This window comes from Bradyrhizobium sp. P5_C11_2 (genome assembly GCF_054049755.1).
Genome location: NZ_JBFULT010000963.1, coordinates 1 through 1,517, shown reverse-complemented (window position 1 = coordinate 1,517; position 1,517 = coordinate 1). Strand labels below are relative to the sequence as shown.

The 1,517-nt window shown below is 67.9% G+C and carries 2 protein-coding genes; both read left to right on the top strand.

Features of this window, described 5'->3' with window-relative positions; genetic code table 11:
* Window positions 1-366: phytanoyl-CoA dioxygenase family protein (locus tag ACXJL8_RS40745; protein WP_456687001.1), on the top strand; the 366-nt coding region annotated here is incomplete at its 5' end.
* A gap of 167 nt (window positions 367-533) precedes the next feature.
* On the top strand, window positions 534-1,517 hold a 984-nt coding region (locus ACXJL8_RS40740; protein ID WP_456687000.1), incomplete at its 3' end, for an NAD(P)H-dependent oxidoreductase.

Below are 1,517 nucleotides of genomic sequence, written 5' to 3'. Positions count from 1 at the left end.
GTGCCGCAGAGCCAGAACGCCGGCGATCTCCAGGCCTCGCATGACCTTGCCACCACGTCCTATCCGCTGTGGACGCTGGACGAGGCGACCGTGACGCGCCTCGTCAAGCAGGGCGGCATCGTCGCGCCGACCGGCAAGCCCGGCGGCATGCTGATGTTCCACGGCAATCTCGTGCACGGCTCGGCCGGCAACATCACGCCCTACCCGCGCAAGATCGTCTACCTGACGCTGAACGCGGTCTCGAACTACATTCGCACGCCGACGCGGCCGGAATACATCGCCCATCGCGATTTTGCGCCGATCAAGACGGTAGAGGACGACGCGCTGGTGCGGCTCGCGCGTGCGCCGCGCCAGGCGGCGGAGTAGCCTTATTCGCGCAGCATCCTCAGTCGTCATGCCCGGGCTTGACCCGGGCATCCACGTCTTGACACGATCCGCCGCAGCAAGACGTGGATGGCCGGGTCAAGCCCGGCCATGACGAACTGGATGGAGACACGCGCCTCACGAACCTCTGCAGCACCGGAAACATTCCCATGAACCTCCACCGCCTCCTCCAGGCCCGCGCCGCCACCGGCAAGCCAGTCCGCGTGGCGCTGATCGGCGCCGGAAAATTCGGCWCGATGTTTCTGGCGCAGGTGCCGCATGTGCCGGGGCTGGAGGTGCCGATCATCGTCGACATCGACCGCGACCGCGCGCGCGAGGCCTGCCGCACCGTCGGCTGGGATACGGCGCGCATCGCCGCGACCGTCTTCACCGATGACGGTGCCCGCGCCATTGCCGGCGGCGCGATGGATGTGGTGGTGGAGGCGACCGGCAACCCTGCTGTCGGCATCAAGCATGCGCGCGCCGCGATCGCGGCCGGCAAGCACATCGTCATGGTCAATGTCGAGGCCGACGTGCTGGCGGGTCCGCTGCTCGCCGAGGAGGCGCGAAGAGCGGGCGTGGTCTATTCGCTCGCCTATGGCGACCAGCCGGCGCTGACCGCGGAGATGGTCGACTGGGCGCGCGCCACCGGCTTTCGCGTCGTCGCCGCCGGCAAGGGCACGAAATATCTGCCGACCTATCACGACGTGACGCCGGATGGCGTCTGGCAGCATTATGGTCTCACCGCGGGCGAAGCGCAGTCGGCCGGGATGAACCCGCAGATGTTCAACTCCTTCCTCGACGGCACCAAGTCCGCGATCGAGACGGCCGCGATCGCCAATGCCTGCGGGCTCGACGTGCCCGCGGACGGATTGCTGTTTCCGCCCTGCGGCGTCGACGATCTGCCGCATGTGATGCGGCCGCGCTCGCGCGGCGGYGTGCTGGAGCAATCGGGGGTGGTGGAAGTCGTCTCCTCGCTCGAGCGCGACGGACGGCCGGTGTTTCGCGACCTGCGCTGGGGCGTCTACGTCGTGCTGGAGGCGCCGAACGACTACGCCGCCGATTGTTTCAGGCAATACGGGCTGAAGACCGACGCCAGCGGACGCTTCGCTGCGATGTACAAGCCCTATCACCTGATCGGGCTCGAGCTGAAC